Origin of the sequence: Synechococcus sp. WH 8016 (assembly GCF_000230675.1) — a bacterium.
Taxonomy (GTDB): Bacteria; Cyanobacteriota; Cyanobacteriia; order PCC-6307; family Cyanobiaceae; genus Synechococcus_C.
This window is the reverse complement of sequence record NZ_AGIK01000001.1, coordinates 381,455-405,079: the sequence shown is the minus strand read 5'-3', so window position 1 is coordinate 405,079 and position 23,625 is coordinate 381,455. Positions and strand designations below refer to the sequence as shown.

The following is a 23,625-nucleotide window of genomic DNA, read 5'->3' as shown; positions in this document are numbered from 1 at the left end:
AGGTGATCGGAATGGGAATGGCTTTAAAAGACCGATTGCGCGGAGTGCCAGCTCTGGATGCCACCGCTGGACTGATCGCACTCTTGGCGGTTGGCGGCGTGCTTTGGAGTCCAAAACTCTCCAACACGTTTGCCAAAGCCAACGGGTCGGTCAAACCCGTGCAAGTGATGGTCGACGTGCGTCGTGTGAGCGCAGCTGAACCCGAAGCGTTGGTGCAGGAAGCTCTTGCGGCTGGACGGACCAGCATCATCATTCGCAATCAACCCGCCGGAAGCGTCAAGCTCATTCGCGTTGAGGACATCAACCGCGTCCTGGTGGCGGTACAACCCGATGGATCCGTCGTGACAGCCCCCGATCCCAACCGGGCAAGCATTAACGATCTGAATGCTCGCTTTGTGTTGGAAGGCGATGCAACCGTCTCGAAATCTGGCGTGGTTCTTGCTGGTACCAAGTTGAAAGTCGGCACACCCGTAGAACTGGAAGGTGCGCTTTACCGCCTGAATGGGACCGTTAGCGGTGTCAAGGTGCAATGAAAGCAGCTCTCCTTTTCCTCACGCTGGCGGCGACCACAACAGCGTCGATGCCTGGTCGGGCCGAGCCTGCCCTGCTGACCCTTCCCGCACCACCCTCTGACCAGCCTCTTCCCGATCTTCAACAACAGGGGCGCTCCTGTGTTCCTCTGCAGCAAGCCTTGAATCGCTTGCTAGCCCCCGTTGCCAGGGCATGGAGCGTGTCAGTGGTCAACAGCAATGGAGATCTGCTGGGTGACGTGAATGGCGCGATGGCGCGCATTCCAGCCTCCAATCAAAAGCTGATCAGTACAGCCTTCGCTCTCGACCAGTTGGGTCCTGATTTCCGCCTGCGTACGCAACTCGTCCAACGTGCCGACGGCACCCTTGAACTCAAAGGTCAAGGGGATCCTGATCTTGGAATTGCAGGTCTACAGCGGTTTGCCATGGCAGCCATGGGCCAGGGAGGAGCGCGGGGAACCACCACCGGGCCCGTGAACTTGATGGTGCGAGAAGAACCCCGTCAGAACTGGTGGCCGAACGATTGGCACCCTGCAGATCGCGCCTATGCCTATGGAGCGCCGATTACGCGGTTGGCCCTTACCAGCAACGCCCTGGGAGGGGCCGTGAGCGATCCCTATCGACGCCTAGAAACCCTGTTCAAGAAAGAGGTGAAGCGTCGCGGTGGAAGCGTTCAGGTTCAACAAGCGCGACCGATCCGCAACACCGATCAACCACAACAAAGCGACGATCAGATCGTGCTGCATGAGGAAACCTCTGCTCCGATGCACGCTCTGCTCAGCCTTGCCAACACGGAAAGTCATAACTTCACAGCTGAAGTGCTGCTCCGACAAGCAGCCGACCAATGGGACGTGAGAGCGGCCTCAGCGGCCGCGCACCGCTGGATGCAACAACAAGGAATCCCTGTGCAGGGACTCAGGGTTGCCGATGGCAGTGGACTGTCGCGCAACAACCGCGTATCCAGTCAGACCATCGCTGCGTTATTAATGCGGATGGATCAACATCCCTACGCTTCCTACTACCAAGCGTCCATGGCGATTGCTGGACAGCGAGGGACGCTGCGCAATTACTTCATCGGCTCGCCCATTCAAGGCAAGTTTTGGGGAAAAACTGGCACCATCAGCGGTGTGCGCTCAATTTCTGGCATTCTCCAAACCGCGGACGGTCCGCGATACGTGAGCATGATTTCGAATGGTGCAAGCCGACCGAACGCAACGATCGGCCAAATTTTAAGAACCGTCTACAGCCTCAGCCCGTGCCCTTCATCGATCTGAGCCGGGAGGCGGCACGACGCGCCTTGTTCATCGAGACCGCTTTCCCCTGACGGGTTGGCGTGTCGGAACTTTCGGTCTCAGGCGCAGAGCTATCGGGACGGATCATCTGAATTTTCACGAGCTCTTGGCGACCAGCCAAAACCACCTGGGCCATCTCCTTGAGTCGTTGCTCGAGTTCTCCCAGCGTTTGCTCCGCGTAGCGGTTCGCTCCGTCCTGGACAGATGCAGCGTCATGACGTGTGCGCTGAATCAACGATTCACACTGTTGTTGGGTCTGCTGGCGGAACTGAAGAGCATCGTTGTGAATGCGCTCAGCTTCCGTTTGGGCCTCCTTCTGGAGCTTGACCCCTTCATTGCGAATCTGCTCTAGCTCCTGAGCGGACTGCTGGCGGCTGCGTTCGTGGTGCTCGGCCAATTGGCGTTTGAGCTCGAGCGCTTCCTGATCGAGTTGTTGACGACGTTGCAGAGCCTCCTGCTCCAACTGTTGCCGACGGGTGGCAAATTGCTGCTCCAACTGGACCTGCTTGGATTGCATCTCGTGCTCCATTTGAGCGGCCTGCTGGCGAGAGCTCTGGAGTAACTGTTCGCACTGCTGGCGAACCTGATCCCGCATCTCATTCACCTGGCGTTCCGCTTCCTGCCTAACCGCAGCCGCACTGACGAGCTGTTCACGTTGAAGCTGGGCTTTTTGAACAATTTCGTCGGCCTGATTGCGTGCCGAGGTAATGAATTCGTCCTTCTTTTGCAGCAACTGATCAGCCTGGGCAATCTGCCCAGGCAGCGACGCCCTAACGCCATCCATCAGCTCGACGGCGTCTTGCTCATTCACCAGCCTTCCACCACTAAAAGGAATGCGGCTACCTTCAAGAACAATTTCCTCGAGCTGGTCGAGCTGATCGAGCACGGAGAACTGGATCTCGCTCATCGAAACTGACTTATAAAGCCGAATTAAAGAACCTCTTGAGGTCCTCCGCCACCACCGCTGGAACCATGTGTTCAACACGACCTCCAAAACGGGCCACTTCCTTCACAACCGAACTACTCAAAAAGCTGTAGTGGGCTGCCGTACTGAGGAAAATGGTCTCAAATTCAGAATCCAAAGATCGGTTCGTATGAGCGATCTGAAGCTCATATTCGAAGTCGCTCATCGCGCGTAAGCCGCGCAAAATCAACTGGGCACCATGTTCGCGAGCGCAGGTCACCGTCAGGCCGTTAAAGCTGGTCACCGTGACCCCTTGCAGATGGGAGGTGGCCTGGGTGATTTGCTCCAGCCGTTGATCAAGGCTGAAAGCAGGGGATTTCCCTGGGTTCTGGAGAACAGCAACCACCACTTCCCCGAACAGAGAACAGCCACGCTCGATTAAATCGAGATGTCCAAGGGTGAGAGGATCAAAACTGCCCGGGTAGAGAGCGCGCATCAGCCATACAGGACTGATCGGATCCTATGCAGCGCAGGGTCTCTAGATTCGATGCATGCAGCGTCCTTTGCTTGAGCAACCGGAGCGCCTGGAACAGCGCCTGAAAGAGATCCCCCCTGAGCCGGGCTGCTATCTCATGCGCGATGCCGACGATCGCTTGCTGTACGTCGGAAAATCAAAAACCTTGCGTAGCAGGGTGCGTAGTTACTTTCGCAGCAGCCATGACCTGAGCCCACGCATCCGCTTGATGGTGCGGCAGATCTGCGAAATCGAGTTCATCGTCACGGACAGCGAGGCGGAAGCGCTCGCGCTGGAATCCAATCTCATCAAAAACCAGCAACCGCATTTCAATGTGCTGCTGAAGGACGATAAAAAATATCCCTATCTGTGCATTACGTGGAGCGAACCATACCCTCGCATTTTTATTACCCGACGTCGGAGATTTCGCAGCCCTCTTGATCGTTTTTACGGACCCTATGTGGATGTGGGCTTACTCAGAAGAACCCTCTTTCTCGTCAAACGAGTGTTTCCCCTACGCCAACGACCACGTCCTCTTTATCCAAATCGCACCTGCCTTAATTATTCGATTGGCCGTTGCCCAGGAGTGTGTCAAGAGAAGGTAAGTTCTGAAGATTATCACAAAATTTTACGCAAAGTTGCGATGGTCTTCCAAGGTCGAAGCGACGAACTTCGGCAACTCCTTAATCAGCAGATGGAACGCTATGCCGAGAGGCTTGATTTTGAATCTGCTGCCAGAATACGCGATCAACTTCAAGGAATTGATCAGTTAACTGCGGATCAAAAAATGAGCTTACCGGATGCATCCGTGAGCAGAGATGTGCTTGCCGTTGCCCAAGATGATCATTTTGCAGCGATTCAATTGTTTCAAATGCGTGCTGGAAAACTGGTTGGTCGTCTTGGTTTTGCAGCAGATGCAACAGACCTAGGGTCGGGATTAATCCTTCAGAGGGTCATTGAAGAGCACTACAGCCAGGTCGACGCCGTTGAAATACCTCCGGAAGTTTTAGTGCAGCATCAGCTTCCGCAACAGTCCTTGATTGCCGACTGGTTAAGCGAACAAAGAGAGCGCAAAGTTCAGGTGTTGCATCCTCAAAGACGCCAAAAGGCAGATCTGATTGATTTAGTGATGCGAAACGCTGAATTTGAATTAGGCCGGGCTCGCCAAAGCCAGGAACAGCAAGCCTTGGCAACGGAAGATCTGGCTCAACTTCTTGAATTAACCACACCTCCACGACGAATCGAGGGCTATGACATCAGTCATATTCAGGGCAGTGATGCCGTTGCCTCACAGGTGGTCTTCATCGACGGGCTTCCTGCCAAGCAGCATTACCGCCGCTACAAAATCCAAAGCAGCAGCATTCAGGCCGGTCACAGCGATGACTTCATGGCCATGGCAGAAATCATGCGCAGGCGCTTTCGCAAATGGGCCCGCGTGAAAGCTGAAGGAGCTGACCTGTCTGAAATCAGGCGCCAATCCAGCAGCAGCCTGAACATGGATGGACTCCATGACTGGCCAGATGTCGTGATGATTGACGGGGGCAAGGGTCAGCTATCCGCCGTGATGGAAGCCTTGCGCGAGTTGGATTTGCATGAGGATCTTGTGGTGTGTTCCCTGGCCAAACAACGGGAAGAGATTTTCCTCCCGGAAGCCAAGCAGCCCCTTGAAAGCGAGCCCGACCAACTTGGAGTGGCCTTGCTGCGACGCTTACGCGACGAGGCGCATCGCTTTGCCGTGACCTTCCATCGGCAGCAGAGAGGGCAGCGAATGAAACGCTCACGCCTGTCTGACATCCCCGGGCTGGGCCCCAAACGCGTGCGAGATCTTCTCGCCCACTTTCAATCGATTGACGCCATTCAACTCGCCAGCGTGGATCAGCTCCATCAAGCCCCCGGGGTAGGGCTCTCGCTGGCCAAGCAGATTCGCGCCTATTTTCATCCTCAGGAAGCTGAAGAGGACAACGTGGTGATGGCAGGCGAGGACACGGCATGAAGCGCTGCTTTCAAGCCACAAACCTGATCTTCATCGTTGTGATCGGGGTCGCTCTCACGCTGCTAACTCCCGTTCGAGCCTTCGCCGCACCCGGCCTGTGTACAGGAGTGGTGTGCGCCGATGAGATCACCCGCAGCGCCAAAAATCATTGGCAATTGCGCATGCGACTGGAAGATCAACAAGGGCATCGAGAGCGCGTGGTGATGGACTGCCGCAACCAACAGCTCAGCCCACGAGGCGGACTGGTGGATCGCATCCCCGCCACAGCTCTTGGACGGCGTGCCTGTCGCCTCGCGGGCGAGGCCGGTTAAGACGCTATGGAAATCACCCTTGTTTTTCCCCATCAGCTGTTCGCGCACCATCCGGGGATTCGTGCCAACAGAAGCATTGCCCTGATTGCTGACGGCTTAATTCTCGGTGGTGATCCTCAATGGCCACTCTCGATCCATCCCCGCAAGCGCCAGTTGCATCAACAATCGATGCTGGCCTACCAAAGGCGTCTGGAATCCCAAGGCCATCGCCTCATCACGCTGACGCCCAATGCCCAGCAACAGACGTCAGATCTTCTGAGCGAACTGATCGACTCTGGCTACCAAACGTTTTACCTCGCTGATCCAATCGATGATCTTTTAACCAAAAGAGTCAGAAACACGCTGCAACAACGTGGTTGTGTCTTAGAAATTCTGCCCACTCCGATGTTGCTTACGCCAACCGAAGTGATGGATGACCATTTCAATGGTCGACGCAAGCCAATGATGGCCAACTTCTATCAAATGCAGCGCAAGCGCTTAGGGGTCTTGATCGATGATCAAGGAGCTCCTGTGGGTGGACGTTGGAGTTATGACGCGGACAACCGTAAAAAACTTCCCAAGGGAATCACAGTTCCTGAGGCACCATCGATTGATTTGCCCGTTGATCACTTATCAGCAGAACATTGGTTAGACACCTTTCTGGAACAAAGATTGGCTGGTTTTGGCACCTATGAAGATGCCATCAGCTCCCATCACCGCGTGATGTGGCATAGCGTGCTGACGCCGATGCTCAACCTCGGACTGCTCACGCCCCAACAGGTTTTGAATAGAACCCTGGAGGCCGCAGACAGCGTTGAGATCCCCCTGAATTCTCTTGAAGGTTTTCTGAGACAGATCATTGGTTGGCGTGAATTCATGGCTGCCATGTACTTGCGCCATGGAGTCACGATGCGCAATAGCAATTTTTGGAATTTTGAAGATCGCCCTATTCCCGATGCTTTCTATCAAGGAACAACAGGAATCCCTCCGATTGATGATGCTATCAAACGCGCGATAGACACGGGCTATTGTCATCATATTGAGCGCTTAATGTTGCTTGGAAATATGATGCTTCTTTGCGGCTTTCACCCCACCCGTATCTACACCTGGTTCATGGAACTATTCGTGGATGCCTACGATTGGGTGATGGTCCCCAATGTCTATGGAATGAGTCAATTTGCTGACGGAGGAATCTTTACGAGTAAGCCTTATTTATCTGGATCAAATTATGTGCGCAAAATGTCTGACTACAAACCTGGAGATTGGTGCGGCATTTGGGACGGCTTGTTTTGGAGTTTCATTCACCGCCACGGAGAATTTTTCCGATCTCAACCCCGCCTGGCGATGATGGCTCGAAATCTTGATCGCATGGCGCCTGAGGTCATGGAAACGCATTACACCAAGGCACAACAATTTCTTGACTCGCTCAGCTAGCGGCTTTCTATTGTTCAGGTGAGATTGATGGGGTCATGACACTGACGCTTCCACCTGAGGCTTACCTGTGGTTCAAGACCCTTCACATTGTTGGAGTGGTGGTCTGGTTCGCCGGGCTGTTCTATCTCGTCAGGCTGTTCATCTATCACGTTGAAGCAGAGGAGGAAGAGTCGCCTGTACGCGAAGCCTTCAAGGCCCAGTACGCCGTGATGGAACGGCGCCTCGCCAACATCATCACCACACCTGGTTTGATCCTCACCGTGACGATGGCCGCGGGGCTCTTGATCGTGCAGCCGTCCTGGCTGCACCAAGGCTGGATGCACGCAAAGCTCGGTTTTGTGGGGCTGTTATTGGCCTATCACGTGTTCTGTTATCGACTGATGGGCCAACTTCAGGCTGGGGTCTGCCAATGGAGTGGTCGGCAACTCCGAGCTCTCAACGAACTGCCCACGCTGCTGTTGGTCTTGGTGGTGATGCTGGTGGTGTTTAAAACGCAATTCCCCACAGGGGCAGCAACCTGGTTAACCGTTGGTCTGGTGGTGTTCATGGCCGCAACGATTCAGTTTTATGCCCGCTGGCGTCGTCTTCGTGAAGCAGCGCTTGCGCAGGAGTCAGTTGGTGACGCCTGATCAGCACCCGTTGCGGGCTGTCCTCGAAACGATTGGACCAGAGAGCTGCCCTGGCTCGCTGAATTTTCATTGCCACACCGTTTGCAGTGACGGAAGCCTGGAACCCGTGGCTCTGATTGAACAAGCCACGGCTCGGAAGCTGAGTCACATCGCAGTCACGGATCACCATTCGATCGCTGCCTATGAACCGATGCTCGACTGGCTTGATCGCGCTCGCACTCGCGGCGTAAACACGCCGACGCTTTGGAGTGGGATGGAAATCAGCTGCATCCTGCAAGGTTGTTTGGTCCATGTCCTTGCCCTTGGCTTCACGCCAGGACATCCCGCACTTATGCCCTATTCCAGCGGCGATGCCGCTGTGGGCGCCCCTCTGAGGGCTGGTGAGGTTCGCAAAGCGATTCACAACGCTGGCGGCCTGGCAATCCTGGCCCATCCGGGGCGCTACAGATTGAGCTTCTCAGTGTTGATTGATGAAGCGGCTGAACTGGGTTTCGACGGGGGTGAAGCCTGGTACGACTACGACATGCAACAGCACTGGGCCTGCACGCCGTTGATCTGTGAATCGATCGACCAACAGTTGAAGAACCTTGGCCTTTTGCGTACCTGCGGCACCGATACCCACGGGTTGGACCTAAAAGGCCGCTAAATTCACTCAACGATCTGGAACACGGGAATGGGCCTCTTTGATCGGCTGCTGAATTCAAGCGCCAAGGATGACGGTCAACAGGACGTTCCCAAGGATCGTGCCAAGCCAAAAGCCGAAGCCTTCTATCTCGACTCCGACGCGTCATCGTCCTACGGAAACGTGGACTACATGCGCGAGGCCAAGACGATTCGTCGCACCTTCCCCGGAACCGCCGACAACCCTGGCAACAAGGAGTTGGTGACCAAGGTTGATGCGATGGACGTCACCGTTGGCACTCGATCCCAAGGCCTGGGCGAAGAAAAACCAAACGAAGAACCTTCAATTCCGTCCTTGCTCTCGGACGGAATTCCCAAGCCGGTGAAAAAGACCTTCGCCGAGACGATGACCCAGGAGCAGCTGGATCAAAAGCTCAAGGGGAATGCTTTGCGCACAGCTGGTGTCAACACACCAATGGCCCCTGATGCGGCTCCTGTGGGCCGCAAGGAAGAACTGAAATCCGAACCCGAGATTCAGCCAAGCAACCCATCGGCCAACCGCAGCCCATCGTCCAAGCCAGGATCTATCGATCCTTTCAAGGCCATGGTCCGCGACCTCAACAACTAAGACCTCCTTTCTCGACAGCCTCCTCCGCTTGGAGGACCAATCCCCTGATCTGCTCGAGCTGATCGGGGGACGGTTGAGCCCACAACCCTCGGTTGGCCGCTTCCAGCAATCGTTCGGCCATGTCTCTGAGGACCCAGGGATTGGATCGGCTCAAAAAGTCTTGTGTGTCCTTTTCCAGCAGCCACTGATCACAGATGGCCCCGTAGCACCAGTCAGGAACCGCTTCGGTTGAGGCGTCGTAGGCAAACAAGTAATCAAGGCTGGCTCCCATTTCGAACGCCCCCTTGTAGCCGTGCTGTTGCATTCCCTGAATCCAGCGAGGGTTTAACAACCGACTTCTCACCACCTTGTCGATTTCACGGCTGAGCGAATGAATGCGAAGCCGCTCTTGGCGAGAATGGTCCGCAAACCAGGGCTGCACAGAGGTTCCTCTTGAGCGCCGCACCGCTGCCGTCATGCCCCCATGGAACTGGTAATAGTCATCAGAGTCGAGTAAATCGTGCTCCCTGTTGTCCTGGTTATGCAGAACCACCTGCACATGCTGAAGAGCAGCTTCCAAACCAGAGCGATTGGCCTGGGCTTGAACGTCGCCGTCATAACTCCAGGAACTCCAGGCTAAGAAAGCCTCGCCAAGGTCGTCCTGGTTCTCCCATTGACCTGAATCGATCAAGGCCTGCAATCCAGCGCCATAGGCACCCGGTGCCGATCCAAAAATCCTGGCTTGAGGACCCTCCTGACGGGTGATCGCAGCAAGCGGATTTTCAGCGTCTGCTTCCTCGAGTGCCGAGACCAGGTGCACAGCACGATCCACCCAGCCCACAAGCTGAGGGAAGGCATCGCGAAACAGTCCAGACATCCGCAAGGTGACATCCACCCTGGGTCGAGCCAACAGGCTCAAAGGAATCACTTCCAAGTCCACCATGCGCCGTGTTGGCCCATCCCAGAGAGGACGAACGCCAAGCAGGGCAAACATTTGGGCGATGTCTTCACCGCCGTTGCGCATCGTGGCTGTACCCCAGACAGACAATGCGAGGTGCCGTAGATCCTCTCCTTCCTCAAGTCGGTAGAGGTCCAACAATTGCTCAGCGCTTCGCCGCCCTAAATCCCAAGCCGCTTCGGTAGGAAGACCACGCAGATCAACGGAATAGAAATTACGCCCCGTTGGCAACACATCTGGACGTCCTCGTGTTGGGGCGCCAGAGGGGCCGCTCGCGATCCTTCGCCCGTCTAAAGCAGCAAGGAAGGCCTTCTTTTCACTGGAAGCACAAGCCAATAAACGCGGTAACAGCTCGTCGCGCAAGCGCAGCAAAGCAGGCTCCTTGTTGTCGTAAAGCCACTGCTGCAGCAAAGGGCTCAATGGCTCTGAGGGCGCATCTGTGATCTGCTCCAACAAGCGGAGTGCTTGAGCATCGAGCCAACTCACAGCGGCCGAGACCCGTCTGGGCTGATCACAGCCCAACGTCTCAAGGGTTCTGCAGTCGTGGTCGCTCAGAGGCGCACCGTCTTCATCCGACCAGGGGTCGCATTCCAGTCCAACCACCTTGGCCATCGCCTGGGTGATGCCTTGGCAGCCACCCGACGGCGATCGCGCAATCGCCAGCAGGAGCTCCCGTTGAATCGAGGCTTCAGGCTGGCTGCCAAAACGATGCAGGCCCGTTCTGATTTGCGCCTCCTTCAACTCACAGAGATAGGTCTCCACCTGATCAAGACAGCGGGCCCAGGAGTCGTTGTTTGGATCAGCTGCGCTGGGTTGATCGTTCGCTGGATTCGAGAAGGAAGGCCAATCCAGGCTTTGAAGCAGCTGCTTGATTTGATGCTCGAGCACGTCACAACGCTCAGCAGCAACCTGACGCGCCTCCACGTACTCATCCAACAAGGCTTCGAGAGACAGCAAAGATCCGTGCAGCCCAGCCCGACCCAAGGGTGGGGTGAGGTGATCAAGAATCACGGCATGGCCCCGACGCTTGGCTTGGGATCCCTCGCCTGGATCATTCACGATGAACGGATACACATGCGGAATCGGAGCGAGCGCCAGGCCTGGCCCACAGGCTTCACTCAGTCCAACCGACTTACCCGGTAGCCATTCCGCGCTGCCATGTTTGCCCACATGGACCATCAGCTGGGTGCCATGCACCTCCTGAAGCCACAGATATTGGGCCAAATATCGATGCGGTGGAGGGAGATCAGGGGAGTGGAGATCGCTGATTTGATCGGGGTCATAGCCACGGCTGGGCTGAATCAACACGGCCACATGCCCAAACAGCACGCCATGCACCGCAAACCCCTTCTCCTCAAGATCCACGGCCTGTTCCGGTGAACCCCAACGACCCTCAATCAGGGATCGGGCTTGGGGTGTGAGCCGTCGCCACCAGCGCAAATAGTGATTGAGGGGCAGATAGGCAAGAGGCTGAAGGTGAAAACTCTCCGGATCGTTGCTGCGTCCCGACAACAATTGGGCCATGAGCGCTTGCGACTCATCAGGCCGCGGCTCACTCCCAAGCGCAACACCGGCTTCAGCGAGCCAGTTCAAGAGGTTCATGGTGCTGGCGGGTGTATCCAGACCAACCCCATTGGCCAAACGACCATTGCGAACGGGGTAATTCGCGAGCACCAATGCCACCCGCTTCTCTGCTGCCTCCGTCTGACGAAGATCCACCCAACAACGGGCATGATCGGCCAGCCAATTCAGCCCAGCAGCGTCGGGAACCAAACCTTTGACCGCCGTCGACAAACTGGATTCCGCATCCAGGACTTCGCGGAAGACTCCGATTCTTGTGGTGATGCGTCCATCCAACTCAGGAAGCACCACTTGAAGGGAGAGATCGATGGGATCGAGCCCCTGGGTGGTGGCTTCCCAGGCCTGCTTGGCTCGTCCGGAAGAAAGCAGCTGCAAGACCGGCAGATCAAGACCATCCCAAAGGGGAGTGCCCAGCCCTGCCTCCTGGAACTGGACCGATGCAAACGCTGTGGTGCTGACCACGAGCTGAACATCCTGTGCTTGAAACGCTCGTTGCACCCCCTGCTGAACCACGGGATCTCTCAAGCTGCTCACCCAGAGCGCACGCGGTGCGAGGCCACGGCTTCTCAGGGCCTTCAACAATTGATGACACCAGGCCGTGTCAGCCGCGCGGGCATGGGCCCGATACAGCAAAACACCAACCCTTGCCCCTGGTTCCTCACGCCAGTCAAACGGGGCTGGGTCCGCCATCCGTTCCGGCTCAAGATCCTTGGCGTCGTGAAGGGGATCTGGTTCGTTGCTGCTGGTGATGAAGGGATGAATCGCCTTCAAAACCTTAGTCATGTTGGGCATCCCCCCTTCGCGCAACAACAGAGCTAATTGTTGAGACAGCATCGAAGACACCGATCCAATCGGATGGAGTTCGTCGTTTTGATCGGCGGTCCCCGCCAAAACAAGCAAGGTTCGATGTTGCGCAGACGCCTGCCAACGGCGGCACTGTTCAAGCCCATAACTCCAGTGACCTCGACCACCCAGCAGGCGCACCACCAGCACCCGAGCCGAGCTCGCTGTTGCGGCCAGATAGTGATCAATTTGAGCGGGATGCCGAAGACAATCGAGGGGCAAAGCTCGCAATTGCTCCTTCCAGTGCTGCAGCTCTGGCTGCCGAAGGCAGGCTGAAAGGGTGCTGATATCGGTCGCTGCGCTCGTCAGGAAAAGAATCGGGGCAGGCGGTTGCTCAACAACGGTGAAAACCTCGTTGCTTTCGGCGCCCGGAAGACTGCTCAGTCGATGCATGTCTCCATTCTGGTCTGATCACATCCCACCAACCGCGCGAGGTGAGTGAGAAAATTTGAGCATCGATCAATGTGCGATGCATCAGTTCCTTCCCTACGCCTGGTTTGAAGGCCGCTGCATCCCGTTTGACCAGGCCAAAGTGTCGATCGCAACCCATGCCCTGCACTACGGCACCGGTGCGTTCGGAGGCATGCGCGCCATACCGGATCCGGAAAAACCGGGCGGCATGCTGTTGTTTCGACCGGATCGCCATGCGCGCCGCCTCTCACAAAGCGCCAAGCTCTTGCTCGCTGATCTGACGGAAGAGACGGTGATGGAGGCTCTGATCGCCGTGCTCAGGGCGAACAAACCCACGACGCCGATCTACCTCAGACCATTTGTTTACACCAGTGATTTAGGCATCGCACCACGGCTGCACAACATCGAGACTGATTTTCTGATTTACGGCTTAGAGCTCGGCGATTACCTCTCCCCCGATGGCGTGAGTTGCCGGATTAGTAGTTGGACCCGGCAGGAGGATCGCTCCCTACCCCTGCGCGGAAAAATCAGTGGTGCTTACATCACGAGTTCACTTGCCAAAACAGAAGCTGTCACCAGTGGCTTTGACGAAGCCCTGCTGATGAACACGCGGGGAAAGGTGAGCGAAGCCAGTGGGATGAATCTGTTTTTAGTACGCGATGGCGTCCTGATCACCCCTGGCGTTGATCAAGACATTCTTGAGGGAATCACCCGCTCCAGCGTGATTGAGCTGGCAAAGCACATGGGATTGCAGGTGATCGAACGACCCGTGGATAAAACTGAACTTTGCATCGCTGATGAAGTGTTCCTCACGGGAACGGCCGCGAAAATCACGCCGATTCGTCAACTCGAATCCACCGTCTTGCCGACCAACCGGCCGGTGATGGATGCCTTAAGAAAACGTCTGGTTGCGATTACGGAAGGAAAGGATCCGGAGTTCAGCCACTGGGTCACCAGGATCGAGCTCGAAGGCTAAGGATGGCTCTGGGAACAAGAGCAGTTCATAGGATGGGGTGAGAGAAGCGATTAAGCGATGCAGGCCGTGACTGAGACACCCACCCTCAACGCCTCTCGCTTTTTAAAACGTCTGCATGACCCGTCCAGGCCCGTGCTGGTCTTTGACGGAGCCACGGGCACCTCCCTGCAGCAAATGGACCTATCCGCCGATGATTTCGGCGGAGAAGCCCTGGAAGGTTGCAACGAAAACCTGGTGGTTACAAGGCCCGATGCCGTTCAAAGCGTGCATCGACAGTTTCTTGACGCCGGTTGCGATGTCATCGAAACCGATACGTTTGGCGCCGCGTCTGTGGTGCTGGCCGAGTACGGCCTAGAGGACAAAACCTTCGAGCTCAACAAGCGGGCTGCAGAGCTGGCCAAAGAAGTGGCCATGGAATACAGCACCGATGAGAAACCACGATTCGTGGCGGGATCGATGGGGCCCACCACGAAATTACCCACGCTCGGACATATCAGTTTCGATCTGCTTCGCGATTCCTATCAGGAGCAAGCGGAAGGACTGATTGCCGGGGATGTGGATTTACTGATCATCGAAACCTGTCAGGACGTTCTGCAGATCAAGGCAGCGCTCCAAGGCATTGAACAGGCCTTTGAAACCAGCGGTGAACGCCGCCCCTTGATGGTGTCCGTCACGATGGAAACCACAGGCACCATGCTGGTGGGTTCCGACATTGCAGCTGTTGTTGCCATTCTCGAACCCTTCCCCATTGATGTGCTCGGCCTGAACTGCGCAACAGGCCCTGAACAAATGAAAGAGCACATGCGCTACTTAACAGATAATGCTCCCTTCGTTGTGAGCTGCATCCCCAACGCAGGCTTGCCAGAAAATGTTGGAGGTGTGGCGCACTACCGCCTAACACCGGTGGAACTGAAGATGCAATTAATGCACTTCGTGGAGGATCTTGGCGTTCAAGTCATTGGTGGATGTTGCGGAACAACGCCGGCCCATATTGCGGCGCTCTCTGAAATTTCATCAGAACTGAGCGCCGCGCCCAGAAATGTGCGCTCTTACCACCATGAGAGAAAAGCTCTCAGCTATGAAGCCGCCGCATCATCCATTTATGGTGCAACACCCTATCTACAAGACAATTCCTTCTTAATCATTGGCGAGCGACTGAATGCCAGTGGCTCCAAGAAAGTGCGTGAGTTGCTGAATGAAGAAGACTGGGATGGGCTCGTCGCTGTTGCGCGAGGACAGGTGAAAGAGAATGCTCACATCTTGGATGTGAATGTCGACTATGTCGGCCGTGATGGCGAAAGAGATATGCGAGAGCTCGTGAATCGAGTGGTCACCAATGTGAACCTTCCCTTAATGCTCGACTCAACGGAGTGGCAGAAAATGGAGGCAGGCCTGAAGGTTGCCGGCGGCAAATGCATCCTCAATTCAACCAACTACGAAGATGGAGATGAACGCTTCTTCAAAGTCTTAGAAATCGCCAAGCGTTATGGCGCCGGGGTTGTGATTGGCACGATCGATGAAGACGGCATGGCCCGCACTGCAGACCAGAAAGTTGCTATAGCAAAAAGAGCCTATCGAGACGCTGTCGAGTATGGAATTCCAGCGCGAGAAATTTTTTACGACGCTCTGGCGCTGCCAATTTCCACTGGCATTGAAGAAGATCGACGCAACGGTGCGGAAACCATTGAGGCCATTCGCAGAATTCGCGAGGATCTCCCCCAGGTTCACGTGGTTCTTGGTGTGTCCAATGTGAGCTTTGGCTTGTCTCCTGCTGCCAGAATCACGCTGAATTCAGTCTTTTTGCATGATTGCTGCGAAGCTGGAATGGATGCAGCCATTGTGTCCCCAGCAAAAATTCTTCCGCTCATCAAAATCAGCGAAGAGCATCAGAAAGTTTGTCGCGACTTAATCAATGATCGTCGTGGATTCGAAGGAGATGTTTGCACGTATGACCCGCTCACAGTGCTTACAACCTTATTCGAAGGTGTTAGCGCCAAAGCCGCTCGCGAATCAGGACCATCCTTAAGCGACCTAGCCGTGGAAGAACGGCTCAAACAGCACATTATTGACGGCGAGAGAATTGGATTAGAAGATGCACTTAAAGAGGGTTTAGAAAACTATCCACCACTAGATATTGTTAACACTTTCCTGCTGGATGGAATGAAGGTTGTGGGAGAGCTGTTTGGCTCTGGGCAAATGCAGCTCCCATTCGTTCTTCAATCCGCGGAAACCATGAAGTCTGCCGTGGCCTTTTTGGAACCATTCATGGAGAAAGAAGAAGGGGAACGATCCGCTAAAGCCAAGTTTTTAATCGCAACAGTTAAAGGAGATGTTCACGATATTGGCAAGAATTTGGTGGACATTATTTTAACAAATAATGGCTACGAAGTGATCAACCTTGGCATCAAGCAAGACGTCAATGCAATCATTACGGCCCAGCAAGAACATCAGGCTGATTGCATCGCCATGAGTGGTCTGCTGGTGAAGTCCACAGCCTTTATGAAAGACAATTTGCAAGCTTTCAACGAAGCTGGAATCAACGTTCCTGTTGTTCTTGGAGGGGCAGCATTAACGCCCAGATTTGTGAACAAAGACTGCAGCGATGTGTATGACGGCAAGGTCATTTATGGACGGGATGCCTTTACGGACCTGCGATTCATGGATGCGCTTGTGGCGGCCAAGTCAAAAGATCGCTGGGATGATCGCGCTGGCTTTCTCGATGGCACCCCTGAAGGTCTTTCGATTGGAGGTGACGCGGAATCCACTGATCCCAGCGACGCATCGCCTGAGAGCCCGTCAAAAGAAGCTGAGACGGCGGATCTCAAGCTTCCCGTCAGCTTCGAGCGCTCGGATGCCGTTCCTGAAGAGACAGCCGTTATCACCCCCTTCCTGGGTGCGTCGGTTTTGCAGGGAGAGGCAGAGATTCCGGTCGACGAGGTGATTGCCTTTCTAGACCGACAAGCCCTCTTCGCTGGTCAATGGCAGATGCGAAAAGCCAAAAACCAAAGCCGGGAAGAGTACGAACAAGACCTCGCTGATAAGGCAGAGCCAATCCTTCAGAAATGGCTAGCGCGCGCCAAAGAAGACCAACTGCTGCATCCAGCAGTCGCCTACGGCTATTTCCCCTGCGGACGGGACGGCAACTCCGTGGTGGTGTTCAAGCCGGAGGGTGGTGCAGAGCTGGGACGATTTGATGTCCCCCGTCAACGCAGTGGCAATCGCTATTGCATCGCCGATTTCTTCCGAGATCTCAAAGAGGGCCAACCCTGCGATGTGCTGCCGATGCAAGCCGTCACCATGGGCGAAGAAGCCAGTCGCTTCAGCCAGGAGCTGTTTCGCAAGGATGCCTACAGCGACTATCTCTTTTTTCACGGCTTAGCCGTTCAGATGGCAGAGGCGCTGGCGGAGTGGACCCATGCCCGCATTCGGCGTGAATGCGGCTTCTCTGATCCCAAGGGGATGCCTCTCAGGGACATTCTTGCCCAGCGCTACAGGGGTAGCCGCTATTCCTTTGGATATCCAGCCTGTCCCAACGTGGCGGATTCGCGTCAGCAACTGGAATGGCTGCAGGCCGATCGCATCGGCCTGACCATGGATGAAAGCGACCAACTTCATCCTGAACAGAGCACAACAGCCCTGGTTGCTTTGCATAGCAACGCTCGCTACTTCAGCGCCTAAGGCCCATACAGCAGTGCGTTGCCTCAGACTTCTGAGGTCACGCATGCACTCCCATGGACTTCAGCGGCCCAGACGCCATCGACAATGCGATTAAGGCTGGATTGGACATCGATGGAAGCCCTCTTCCGGAAGCGATGCTCACCCTTTATCGCGAGGTGATGGATCAAGAGGCACAACGCAAGCGCAGTGGAGTGCGTAAATCAATGCGCAACCGCATCGTGCGCACCGGGGCCAAGCATTTCAGCCAAGACGTCCTAAACGCCCGATTAATCGAGGCTGGCTGGGAAGGGTTGAAGGACAAGGAAATCAGCTTTTACTTCAGCTGACAGCCCAATCGTCATGAGCTCTGCAGGATCACTCCTGGCAGAGCTTTTCCATCGTGTCGATCACTTCCTGCTGAAAATCATCCAGGGCACTGGATTCGCTCAAATCGAATCCCTCTCCCGCAGCGTTCTGCGCAAGATCCTGAAAGTGGAAGGCTCCCTCACCATTGGCAAGGAACTCAATAGCCGATGACTCGCCACTTTCGCGGAACGCATCGCAGAGGGCGATAAACGCCGCGTCTTCAGTGAACTCCCAATCCATCGAGGAGGCATAACTGAACGACCTTTAACGCCTAACCCCCGTGATCCGTCAACCATCTCGTCTCGGAATGTGCCAGTCGTTCGGCAGACTCCTGGCAGCCAATGCAAGCGAATGCCGTCACAACAACAAGAGCAAAAGCCAGTTGGGCAGGGTGATCTGAACGTTTTAGGCGGTGCGCTTGAAGGCTGTAGTTGTGAGCCGATGACGGGTTGGTTTCGAGATGGACACTGCCGCACCGATCCAAGCGACTTGGGGCAACACAGCGTCTGCTGTGTGATGTCAGAACGATTTCTGAATTACAGCAAGGCCCAGGGCAATGACCTGAGCACTCCCATGCCCGACTTCGGCTTCCCTGGCCTCAAACCGGGCGATCACTGGTGTGTCTGCGCCCCACGCTGGAAACAGGCCTACGACGACGGTATGGCGCCACCTGTACGCCTCGAAGCGACAGAACACACAGCGCTCAAGGTGATCCCGTTGGACGTCCTCAAAACACACGCTCACCAAGGAATGTCCTGACCATCCCAAGCCAGAAATCGGCCGCTGTCTTCCGCTGTCTGCTGGAGCAAAACATCGAGCAACAGGGCGGCCGCCTTCTGGGGGCTGAACAGACGATCCGGCGGGACAAAATTTTGGAATGGCTTGGACAGGGCCGTATCGGTGGTGCCTGGATGCAGCATCGTCACCGTGGCGAGTGGAAAGCGCCGCGCCCACTCCACACTCAACGAGCGCAAAAACATGTTCTGGGCGGCTTTGGCTCCGCGGTAGGCATACCAACCACCACTTCTGTTGTCAGCGATGCTTCCGACCCTGGCGCTGAGGCTCGCAAAGTGAAACGGCTGGTCACGCTTCAGGGCGGGCTCAATCGCTTTCGCCAAGAGCAGGGGCCCTGCAGCATTGATCGCAAAGGATTCCAGCAATTGACTGGCACTCACCTGCTGCAGGCGCTTCTCAGGGATCAGCGAACCTCCATGCAGTCGCCCAGTGGCGTTCAGCACCAAACGCAGCGGCTGTGGATCGTCCAGGAGCCTCTGAGACAACGCCTCGAGGCTCTGAGGGGACTCCAGGTCCACCAGCCAATCTCCACCATCGTCGAGCTCTGAAACCACGCTGCGACCGCATAGCAGGACCTCCAAAGCGGGCTGACGACGTTGCAGTTCCTGCGCCAGTGCCTTACCAAGACCACCACGGCCCACGATCAATGCACGGCCAATCCAAGCAACTCTGTTGATTTCAGGCATGATCAAAAGCGTTGTCCGAGGGACAGTGAGACAGCTCACACCACTGTTGCTGGGGATGACCGCCACTGCGGGGCTGATCGGCGCGGTCACCTGGAGTGTCCAGGCCATTGGTCAGCTGGAACAACAGCGAAACCAAAAACACACCCTCGAAACGCTGCTGGAAAGCTCCGGGACGGATCAGCCAGCGCGTCATTCCTCTAGTCAGCGATCAAGTGATGAGCCGGAGAACAAGACTCCGAGACCTCAATCGGTCGTGCAGCCAACGCCTGGTGCTAAGCCCCTCGGAGCCCCAGGCAATCCGATTGTGCGCGTTGCTTTGTTGAGTCAATCGCCACCCCGTCGCGTGGACCTATCAGGGCAGGTCGAGTGCAGATTCAGCAACGGTGAGATCGTGCAAAAAAGGGCCCTTGAACGCGTTCTAAGCGAGCGTCGTTCGAATTTGGTGACCTGTCAATCAGGCCAAAATGGGGCCATTGTTGTCAATGGAAGCTCCTATCCAGAGACCGTCTATTTCCTCAACAGAGGTCGCGGTTGGCTTGTGGTTAACCAGCTGTCTTTGGAGCGTTACGTTGCTTCTGTGGTTGGGGCAGAGATGCCGAGTCATTGGAATCCTGAAGCGCTAAAAGCACAAGCTGTGGCGGCTCGGTCCTACGCCCTCGTGCATCTTGTACGTCCTGCCGATTCCGATTTCAATCTTGGCGACACCACGCGTTGGCAAGCCTATGGAGGCCTGAAAAGTCAAAGCGCATCCACTGCCGCCGCCACCAAAGCCACCCAGGGTCTCGTGCTCAGTTTCCAGGGAGGACTTGTGGAATCGCTGTATGCATCGACCAGTGAAATCGCTACTGAAGCACACAGCCATTTAGGCGCAAGTATGAGTCAACATGGCGCTCAAGAACTGGCCATGAAAGGGCTCAAGTTCAATGAAATCCTCGGTCGTTATTACGTGGGGGCATCCTTAGCGAGGTTGAAAACAAATGAGAACTGAGACCTATTGGAATCGAGCGCTCGAGCAAAGCGAAAAGGCTCTTAAGTCGGGTGCGCTAGTTCCTCTTAGTACCTCATTAGAACGTCTTGAAGAGAGTGCAGAATCCAATTTTGAATTGAGAACTCTCGAGAGCCGCTTACCCAAACACTTCAAGAGAGAGGGGCCGAAACCCAATCCCTTTAAACCCTGGGATAGGGACCTGGAGGTGGCGCGTTTGGATCCAGGTCACGCCGTGATCCTGAACAAATATCCGGTGCAACGCGGACACATGCTGCTGATCACGGCCGACTGGGCCGCCCAGGATGGTTGGCTTGATTTGTCGGATTGGACAGCGTTGGTTCGCGTAGACCAAGACACCTCCGGACTGTGGTTTTTCAATAGCGGACCGATTGCAGGAGCGAGTCAGCCCCATCGGCATCTTCAACTTCTGCCCCGAAGCACAGGCGAGAGGAGCTGTCCCAGAGACCTCTGGTTTCAAAAACGCCTGGAATCAAAAGAAAAATCCAAAACAGCTAGCGATCCCTTATGGAACGGCTGCTCCGTTGTCTCGCGAATCAGCCAAAGCAATGACATCTCCGCACAAGCCCAAAGCCTCTACGCCAGCTACTTATCACTCTCTGAACACTTAGGCCTTGGTCATCCCTCTCAAGATCAACGCCCAAAGTCCTTTTACAACCTGTTATTAACCCCGCAATGGATGGCGATGGTGAGGCGTCGGCGAGAAGGAGCCGCAGGTTTCAGCGTGAATGCCCTTGGATTTGCTGGATATCTCTTGGCCACAACAGGCGCCGATCTGCACTGGCTAAGGGCGCAAGGTCCCGAGGCCTTGTTGCGTGAGGTGGTACTCGAAATCCGTGGAAACACGGTTGTGGGATCCCCCTCCAAAATGTCTGCCTGAAGAAGGACCACCGGCCGCTGCCGACCCTCTTCTTTAACAACAGCCATGAACAAACGCCAAACGATCCGAAACGAACGCATCGAGCGACATCTGAACCTGGTCGATCCCATTGCAGGCCATTACGCCAAACGCTCGGGTCTGGATCGTGATGATCTCAAGCAAGTGGGAAGGCTTGGCTTACTGCGTGCCGCCGAAGGGTATGAGCAAAGCCAAGACAAGCCGTTTGAGGTCTATGCAAGACCTCACATCAAAGGAGCGATCCTTCACTACCTCAGAGACAGTGTGGGGCTGATCAGACTCCCAAGACGCCTTCAAGAACAAGCTCAGAGCAGCATCAAAACCAGTTCCTCAGAATCGACCAGAAGTCAGGGGATGACAGCAGAGATCGAACTCAACGTTCAGGTTTATCGACGCCGTCAGTCGTGGGAACCCTTAGACGAAGGCAGGGTGGCAGCAAACCAACCTGGATGGCAGCCGCTGCTGATGCAGGAAAGGGCCCGGCGTGTCTGGGATGCCATCAACGGGTTGCCGCCTGCAGAGAAAAGGGCGCTGGTTGAGGTGGTGATCGAAGGTGCCAGCCTCCGTGGGGCCGGAAAAAAGCAGGGGGTCAGTGCCATGACCATGCAACGGAGGCTCAAACGGGCCTTAGCCCAGTTGCGACAGGAGCTTGCCGATCAGGACTCTTCGCTGTGATCCCGCTGGATTTGACCTTCAAGGGTGCTCATCGCTGCGGTGACGGCAGCCAGTTGACGCTCGAGTCCATCACGCCAGAAACGGAGCATCTCCAACTTGCGTTGCTGGTGATGACTCCGCCAGTGGCTGGACTCACACGATGGCTGACAGAAAAAGGGAGGCAGCATGAGTAAACACAAGCTTTCCCATAATCCTGGCGAATTGTTCCAGAAATCGGGACTGCCATCACACACTTGGCGCTTCTGAACCAGACGATTAGGTTTGGAACTTGCGGAAAGCTCAAGCCGCACTGCTCAAAAACCAGTCTCGCGTGTCGCACAGATTATCAAAACTGGTCCTAATCAGTGTCGCAATTGCGACATGCGATTTCGCTGTCATGGAGCAGGCGTACGCCTATGTGCCATTGATGGCTGGGCAAGGGGCGCGTGCTCTCAATGGCACCTTTAATAACGTTCCCGTCCTGCATTCCAACCAACCCGAAATTGTCAAAGGGCCTGGAATCCTCGTCAACACAACGCCTGGTTCTGCAACCGCCGCCGAAAACAACCAGCCCTTGAGGAATGCCGAATTCACATTTAATGGCGAATTCGGTATCCATATGCATCATAAATATTACCCCCAAGACAGCAGCAAATTAGGAGGACGCCGGGCCAGAGGCTTGCTAACCGTGGCAGCGATAGCCATCAACCCAGGCAATAATCCTGTCACCCTTAAGTTCAAAAGAGGCTCCGTTAAAAATAGCTTCGAGGCCCCTTACCACCCCAATCGCCTAATGGGAGTGAAGCCCCTCGGCCGACGCCCTTGGAACACAGGTCCAGGGGACGCTACAGCTGTACAAATGCTGAGAGGGGAACTCGATCGCAAATTGCCTCGAGAAATAACAATCCCAGCGCGAAGTCGCAAAGTAATTGTGAGCTCAGTTCTTCCCGCGAGAGGAATTATGAACGGGCTGCTGAGAGGTCGCAGCGACGGACCTTTCCAACTGGCTGTCGTTGCAGCGGAGGAGACCAACCAAGAGCAGGAGTTGATCGCCGTTCTAGACAGCAAAAGACTTGCTCCAGGGCGAATTTATTTAAATCGTCTCAATGAAATCCGCACCGGCAAAGTCTTTTCCAGAGTTGCTGGCGTTGCCCTTGGCGATGAGTACAAGGCTTCGATTAATCATGATCTCTCACAGGGTGCGTTGCATATTCCACTAACAAGTACCCGCAAACATCATTTTGGCACGAGAGATATACAGGTGAATCAATTATCAACACGAATGATTGACTCCGCCTTGAACAATGTTGGCACCTATGGCGTGCGCTTTGATGTTGAGATGAATCTCTCTGGTGGTGGTGCTCATGAGTTGGTCTTAAGCCATCCAGTGGCATCCGGTCGAAAACCTTTCACGGCATTTCGGGGATCGATCGGAATTAAAAGTGCCGAAGGCTATCGAGAAGTTCATGTTGGGATGAAATCAGGGCAGAGCCTGCCCCTCGGCCAAATCAACACTCAAGCCAACGTTGTGAATCCCGTCACGGTGAGTGTTGTTTATCCAGCGGATGCCACACCGGGTCATTTGCTCAGCGTGGTGCCCGTAACCCAGCTCGCCTTGCTTCGGCGCCGGGAAGAGATGCTGGAAGCGGCAAGAAAAGCTGAGGAAGCAGCCAAAAAACGCAAGGTGGTTCCACCAACGCCGCCACCAGCGATCAATGCAAAGCCGAAACCCCTGCAAGCGAACGAGAACAAACCAAGGCCACAAGCAACACCACAGCCTCGACCCACACCACGGACCTATCCGAAACGAGCCCCAAGGATTGCGCCTCCGGCTGTTGCCGCACCATCCAGTGGTACCAACCAATATCCGCCAGCAATGATCATGCCTCAGCGCGTCAATGACTCGCTGGAGCAACGGTATCGCGATGCCATTAAGGCGCAACAAGATTGGTTGCGCCGACTACAAGGTCGATAGGCTTC

At 55.3% G+C, this 23,625-nt stretch carries 22 protein-coding genes; 16 read left to right on the top strand and 6 right to left on the bottom strand.

Annotated elements, in window-relative coordinates:
• Positions 1-17 precede the first annotated feature (17 nt).
• Positions 18-533, top strand: a complete 516-nt coding sequence (locus tag SYN8016DRAFT_RS02125; protein WP_038013634.1) for a DUF4330 domain-containing protein — start codon at positions 18-20, stop codon at positions 531-533.
• Positions 530-1,804: a D-alanyl-D-alanine carboxypeptidase/D-alanyl-D-alanine-endopeptidase gene (gene dacB / locus SYN8016DRAFT_RS02120; RefSeq protein ID WP_006852582.1), complete on the top strand. Its 1,275-nt coding sequence runs from the start codon at positions 530-532 to the stop codon at positions 1,802-1,804. The genes SYN8016DRAFT_RS02125 and dacB overlap by 4 nt, the downstream gene beginning before the upstream one ends.
• Here dacB and SYN8016DRAFT_RS02115 read toward each other — a convergent pair.
• Together SYN8016DRAFT_RS02115 and coaD are read right to left on the bottom strand one after the other, a co-directional pair.
• Positions 1,779-2,729, bottom strand: coding sequence for a hypothetical protein (locus tag SYN8016DRAFT_RS02115; protein ID WP_006852581.1), 951 nt, complete (start codon positions 2,727-2,729; stop codon positions 1,779-1,781). The genes dacB and SYN8016DRAFT_RS02115 overlap by 26 nt on opposite strands.
• Before the next feature lie 10 nt (positions 2,730-2,739).
• Positions 2,740-3,222 carry a pantetheine-phosphate adenylyltransferase gene (coaD, locus tag SYN8016DRAFT_RS02110; protein ID WP_006852580.1) on the bottom strand — a complete coding sequence of 161 codons (483 nt, stop codon included), beginning with the start codon at positions 3,220-3,222 and terminating at the stop codon, positions 2,740-2,742.
• Positions 3,223-3,277: 55 nt separating this feature from the next.
• Here coaD and uvrC point away from each other — a divergent pair, with 55 nt between their 5' ends.
• The 6 genes from uvrC to SYN8016DRAFT_RS02080 are packed head-to-tail and all read left to right on the top strand — an operon-like array spanning position 3,278 to position 8,835.
• Positions 3,278-5,233 (top strand): excinuclease ABC subunit UvrC, encoded by a 1,956-nt coding sequence (gene uvrC, locus SYN8016DRAFT_RS02105; RefSeq protein ID WP_006852579.1) that lies wholly within the window; start codon positions 3,278-3,280, stop codon positions 5,231-5,233.
• A complete protein-coding gene (locus SYN8016DRAFT_RS02100; protein ID WP_006852578.1) occupies positions 5,230-5,544 on the top strand; it encodes a hypothetical protein in 315 nt (104 codons plus the stop codon). Before uvrC ends, SYN8016DRAFT_RS02100 begins: the two co-directional genes overlap by 4 nt.
• 6 nt (positions 5,545-5,550) lie before the next feature.
• Positions 5,551-6,957 (top strand): cryptochrome/photolyase family protein, encoded by a 1,407-nt coding sequence (locus SYN8016DRAFT_RS02095; RefSeq protein WP_006852577.1) that lies wholly within the window; start codon positions 5,551-5,553, stop codon positions 6,955-6,957.
• Positions 6,958-6,992: 35 nt separating this feature from the next.
• The gene (gene hemJ / locus SYN8016DRAFT_RS02090) at positions 6,993-7,586 is read left to right on the top strand and encodes a protoporphyrinogen oxidase HemJ (protein WP_006852576.1); all 594 of its coding nucleotides are present in this window, start codon (positions 6,993-6,995) and stop codon (positions 7,584-7,586) included.
• A complete protein-coding gene (locus SYN8016DRAFT_RS02085) occupies positions 7,525-8,232 on the top strand; it encodes a PHP domain-containing protein (RefSeq protein ID WP_006852575.1) in 708 nt (235 codons plus the stop codon). The genes hemJ and SYN8016DRAFT_RS02085 overlap by 62 nt, the downstream gene beginning before the upstream one ends.
• 27 nt (positions 8,233-8,259) lie before the next feature.
• The gene (locus SYN8016DRAFT_RS02080) at positions 8,260-8,835 is read left to right on the top strand and encodes a hypothetical protein (protein ID WP_006852574.1); all 576 of its coding nucleotides are present in this window, start codon (positions 8,260-8,262) and stop codon (positions 8,833-8,835) included.
• On the opposite strand, the gene cobN is transcribed toward SYN8016DRAFT_RS02080, so the two are convergent.
• A complete protein-coding gene (gene cobN, locus SYN8016DRAFT_RS02075) occupies positions 8,825-12,589 on the bottom strand; it encodes a cobaltochelatase subunit CobN (RefSeq protein WP_006852573.1) in 3,765 nt (1,254 codons plus the stop codon). The genes SYN8016DRAFT_RS02080 and cobN overlap by 11 nt on opposite strands.
• A 76-nt stretch (positions 12,590-12,665) precedes the next feature.
• On the opposite strand from cobN, the gene SYN8016DRAFT_RS02070 reads away from it, so the two are divergent.
• Genes SYN8016DRAFT_RS02070 through SYN8016DRAFT_RS02060 form a run of 3 tightly spaced genes read left to right on the top strand, consistent with a single transcriptional unit; the run spans position 12,666 to position 17,587 of the window.
• The gene (locus tag SYN8016DRAFT_RS02070; RefSeq protein WP_006852572.1) at positions 12,666-13,583 is read left to right on the top strand and encodes a branched-chain amino acid transaminase; all 918 of its coding nucleotides are present in this window, start codon (positions 12,666-12,668) and stop codon (positions 13,581-13,583) included.
• Between the two features lie 57 nt (positions 13,584-13,640).
• Positions 13,641-17,261 carry a methionine synthase gene (metH, locus tag SYN8016DRAFT_RS02065; RefSeq protein WP_006852571.1) on the top strand — a complete coding sequence of 1,207 codons (3,621 nt, stop codon included), beginning with the start codon at positions 13,641-13,643 and terminating at the stop codon, positions 17,259-17,261.
• A gap of 53 nt (positions 17,262-17,314) precedes the next feature.
• On the top strand, positions 17,315-17,587 hold the full coding sequence (locus SYN8016DRAFT_RS02060; protein WP_006852570.1) for a DUF4090 family protein: 273 nt from the start codon (positions 17,315-17,317) through the stop codon (positions 17,585-17,587).
• Between the two features lie 28 nt (positions 17,588-17,615).
• Here the strand turns inward: SYN8016DRAFT_RS02060 and SYN8016DRAFT_RS02055 are convergent, their stop codons facing one another.
• Positions 17,616-17,846, bottom strand: a complete 231-nt coding sequence (locus SYN8016DRAFT_RS02055; RefSeq protein WP_006852568.1) for a hypothetical protein — start codon at positions 17,844-17,846, stop codon at positions 17,616-17,618.
• 111 nt (positions 17,847-17,957) lie between these two features.
• Between SYN8016DRAFT_RS02055 and SYN8016DRAFT_RS02050 the strand changes: the two genes are divergently transcribed.
• A complete protein-coding gene (locus SYN8016DRAFT_RS02050; protein ID WP_006852567.1) occupies positions 17,958-18,365 on the top strand; it encodes a DUF2237 family protein in 408 nt (135 codons plus the stop codon).
• Here SYN8016DRAFT_RS02050 and SYN8016DRAFT_RS02045 read toward each other — a convergent pair.
• Positions 18,347-19,087, bottom strand: coding sequence for an SDR family NAD(P)-dependent oxidoreductase (locus tag SYN8016DRAFT_RS02045; protein ID WP_006852566.1), 741 nt, complete (start codon positions 19,085-19,087; stop codon positions 18,347-18,349). The two genes, SYN8016DRAFT_RS02050 and SYN8016DRAFT_RS02045, sit on opposite strands and share 19 nt — an antisense overlap.
• A 55-nt stretch (positions 19,088-19,142) precedes the next feature.
• Between SYN8016DRAFT_RS02045 and SYN8016DRAFT_RS02040 the strand changes: the two genes are divergently transcribed.
• From SYN8016DRAFT_RS02040 to SYN8016DRAFT_RS02030, 3 genes are read left to right on the top strand one after another with little or no spacing between them, the layout of a single operon-like run.
• Complete coding sequence (locus tag SYN8016DRAFT_RS02040; protein WP_006852565.1) at positions 19,143-20,075, top strand: SpoIID/LytB domain-containing protein; 933 nt, start codon at positions 19,143-19,145, stop codon at positions 20,073-20,075.
• Positions 20,065-20,973 (top strand): ATP adenylyltransferase, encoded by a 909-nt coding sequence (locus SYN8016DRAFT_RS02035; RefSeq protein WP_006852564.1) that lies wholly within the window; start codon positions 20,065-20,067, stop codon positions 20,971-20,973. The genes SYN8016DRAFT_RS02040 and SYN8016DRAFT_RS02035 overlap by 11 nt, the downstream gene beginning before the upstream one ends.
• 45 nt (positions 20,974-21,018) lie before the next feature.
• On the top strand, positions 21,019-21,666 hold the full coding sequence (locus tag SYN8016DRAFT_RS02030) for a sigma-70 family RNA polymerase sigma factor (protein WP_006852563.1): 648 nt from the start codon (positions 21,019-21,021) through the stop codon (positions 21,664-21,666).
• Here SYN8016DRAFT_RS02030 and SYN8016DRAFT_RS14825 read toward each other — a convergent pair.
• Positions 21,648-21,833, bottom strand: coding sequence for a hypothetical protein (locus SYN8016DRAFT_RS14825; RefSeq protein ID WP_038013623.1), 186 nt, complete (start codon positions 21,831-21,833; stop codon positions 21,648-21,650). The genes SYN8016DRAFT_RS02030 and SYN8016DRAFT_RS14825 overlap by 19 nt on opposite strands.
• Before the next feature lie 209 nt (positions 21,834-22,042).
• Between SYN8016DRAFT_RS14825 and SYN8016DRAFT_RS02020 the strand changes: the two genes are divergently transcribed.
• Positions 22,043-23,620, top strand: coding sequence for a DUF3370 family protein (locus SYN8016DRAFT_RS02020; RefSeq protein ID WP_006852561.1), 1,578 nt, complete (start codon positions 22,043-22,045; stop codon positions 23,618-23,620).
• Positions 23,621-23,625: the final 5 nt, after the last annotated feature.

What these genes read in the sequence shown, in the direction of transcription:
- SYN8016DRAFT_RS02125 (WP_038013634.1), top strand. Translation starts at nt 18, where the DNA reads ATGGCTTTAAAAGACCGATTGCGCGGAGTGCCAGCTCTGGATGCCACC.
- dacB (WP_006852582.1), top strand. Translation starts at nt 530, where the DNA reads ATGAAAGCAGCTCTCCTTTTCCTCACGCTGGCGGCGACCACAACAGCG.
- SYN8016DRAFT_RS02115 (WP_006852581.1), bottom strand. Translation starts at nt 2,729, where the DNA reads ATGAGCGAGATCCAGTTCTCCGTGCTCGATCAGCTCGACCAGCTCGAG.
- coaD (WP_006852580.1), bottom strand. Translation starts at nt 3,222, where the DNA reads ATGCGCGCTCTCTACCCGGGCAGTTTTGATCCTCTCACCCTTGGACAT.
- uvrC (WP_006852579.1), top strand. Translation starts at nt 3,278, where the DNA reads ATGCAGCGTCCTTTGCTTGAGCAACCGGAGCGCCTGGAACAGCGCCTG.
- SYN8016DRAFT_RS02100 (WP_006852578.1), top strand. Translation starts at nt 5,230, where the DNA reads ATGAAGCGCTGCTTTCAAGCCACAAACCTGATCTTCATCGTTGTGATC.
- SYN8016DRAFT_RS02095 (WP_006852577.1), top strand. Translation starts at nt 5,551, where the DNA reads ATGGAAATCACCCTTGTTTTTCCCCATCAGCTGTTCGCGCACCATCCG.
- hemJ (WP_006852576.1), top strand. Translation starts at nt 6,993, where the DNA reads ATGACACTGACGCTTCCACCTGAGGCTTACCTGTGGTTCAAGACCCTT.
- SYN8016DRAFT_RS02085 (WP_006852575.1), top strand. Translation starts at nt 7,525, where the DNA reads ATGCCCGCTGGCGTCGTCTTCGTGAAGCAGCGCTTGCGCAGGAGTCAG.
- SYN8016DRAFT_RS02080 (WP_006852574.1), top strand. Translation starts at nt 8,260, where the DNA reads ATGGGCCTCTTTGATCGGCTGCTGAATTCAAGCGCCAAGGATGACGGT.
- cobN (WP_006852573.1), bottom strand. Translation starts at nt 12,589, where the DNA reads ATGCATCGACTGAGCAGTCTTCCGGGCGCCGAAAGCAACGAGGTTTTC.
- SYN8016DRAFT_RS02070 (WP_006852572.1), top strand. Translation starts at nt 12,666, where the DNA reads ATGCATCAGTTCCTTCCCTACGCCTGGTTTGAAGGCCGCTGCATCCCG.
- metH (WP_006852571.1), top strand. Translation starts at nt 13,641, where the DNA reads ATGCAGGCCGTGACTGAGACACCCACCCTCAACGCCTCTCGCTTTTTA.
- SYN8016DRAFT_RS02060 (WP_006852570.1), top strand. Translation starts at nt 17,315, where the DNA reads ATGGACTTCAGCGGCCCAGACGCCATCGACAATGCGATTAAGGCTGGA.
- SYN8016DRAFT_RS02055 (WP_006852568.1), bottom strand. Translation starts at nt 17,846, where the DNA reads ATGGATTGGGAGTTCACTGAAGACGCGGCGTTTATCGCCCTCTGCGAT.
- SYN8016DRAFT_RS02050 (WP_006852567.1), top strand. Translation starts at nt 17,958, where the DNA reads ATGCCGTCACAACAACAAGAGCAAAAGCCAGTTGGGCAGGGTGATCTG.
- SYN8016DRAFT_RS02045 (WP_006852566.1), bottom strand. Translation starts at nt 19,087, where the DNA reads ATGCCTGAAATCAACAGAGTTGCTTGGATTGGCCGTGCATTGATCGTG.
- SYN8016DRAFT_RS02040 (WP_006852565.1), top strand. Translation starts at nt 19,143, where the DNA reads ATGACCGCCACTGCGGGGCTGATCGGCGCGGTCACCTGGAGTGTCCAG.
- SYN8016DRAFT_RS02035 (WP_006852564.1), top strand. Translation starts at nt 20,065, where the DNA reads ATGAGAACTGAGACCTATTGGAATCGAGCGCTCGAGCAAAGCGAAAAG.
- SYN8016DRAFT_RS02030 (WP_006852563.1), top strand. Translation starts at nt 21,019, where the DNA reads ATGAACAAACGCCAAACGATCCGAAACGAACGCATCGAGCGACATCTG.
- SYN8016DRAFT_RS14825 (WP_038013623.1), bottom strand. Translation starts at nt 21,833, where the DNA reads ATGCTGCCTCCCTTTTTCTGTCAGCCATCGTGTGAGTCCAGCCACTGG.
- SYN8016DRAFT_RS02020 (WP_006852561.1), top strand. Translation starts at nt 22,043, where the DNA reads ATGGAGCAGGCGTACGCCTATGTGCCATTGATGGCTGGGCAAGGGGCG.